At 65.7% G+C, this 644-nt stretch carries 1 protein-coding gene; it reads left to right on the top strand.

Features of this window, described 5'->3' with window-relative positions; all coding sequences use genetic code 11:
- Positions 1-136: 136 nt before the first annotated feature.
- Positions 137-644, top strand: a 508-nt coding sequence (locus HMPREF9442_RS08930) for a VapE domain-containing protein (protein ID WP_253271071.1), incomplete at its 3' end; no start/stop codon positions are given.

The raw sequence follows: 644 nt of genomic DNA, 5'->3' as shown, positions 1-644 counted from the left end.
CATCCCGTGCTGGGACCGCGACGTGTCGCGTTTCGTGGCCTCCGACCGTCTGCCCGACCACCATCCCTTCCGTGATTATTTCGACCGCCTGCCGCCGTGGGACGGCAAGGAGCGCCTCGACGCGTTGGCCCGGCGCGTGTCGGACAGTGAGCCGTGGCTGCGCGGGTTCCGCCGGTGGATGTTGGCCGTGGCCGCGCAGTGGATGGGGATGGGCGACGGCCATGCCAACAGTGTGGCCCCGGTATTGGTGAGCGGTCGGCAAGGACTGGGAAAATCCACGTTCTGCCGCAACCTCCTGCCACCCGAACTGTCCGCCTATTACACAGACAGCGCTGACATGGCGAACACCGCCCGTATGGAACAGCTCTTGGTGGAAATGGGGCTCATCAACCTGGACGAGTTCGACCGCATCCCCGTCCGCCGCCATCCGGCCTTGAAGAACGTGATGCAGCTCACCGCCCTGCACGTGCGCAAGGCTTACCGGCGCGACACGCTCCGCCTGCCGCGCATGGCCTCCTTCATCGCCACGTCCAACAGCCACGAACTGCTTTCCGACCCTTCTGGCAGCCGCCGCTTCCTCTGCGTGGAGGTGGAGCGCCCCATCGACAGCACGGGCATCGACCATGCCCAAATCTATGCCCAAC

Source organism: Paraprevotella xylaniphila YIT 11841, from assembly GCF_000205165.1.
In the GTDB taxonomy this organism is placed as follows: Bacteria; Bacteroidota; Bacteroidia; order Bacteroidales; family Bacteroidaceae; genus Paraprevotella; species Paraprevotella xylaniphila.
The sequence above is the reverse complement of the archived record's forward strand: the minus strand, read 5'-3'. Positions and strand labels throughout refer to the sequence as shown.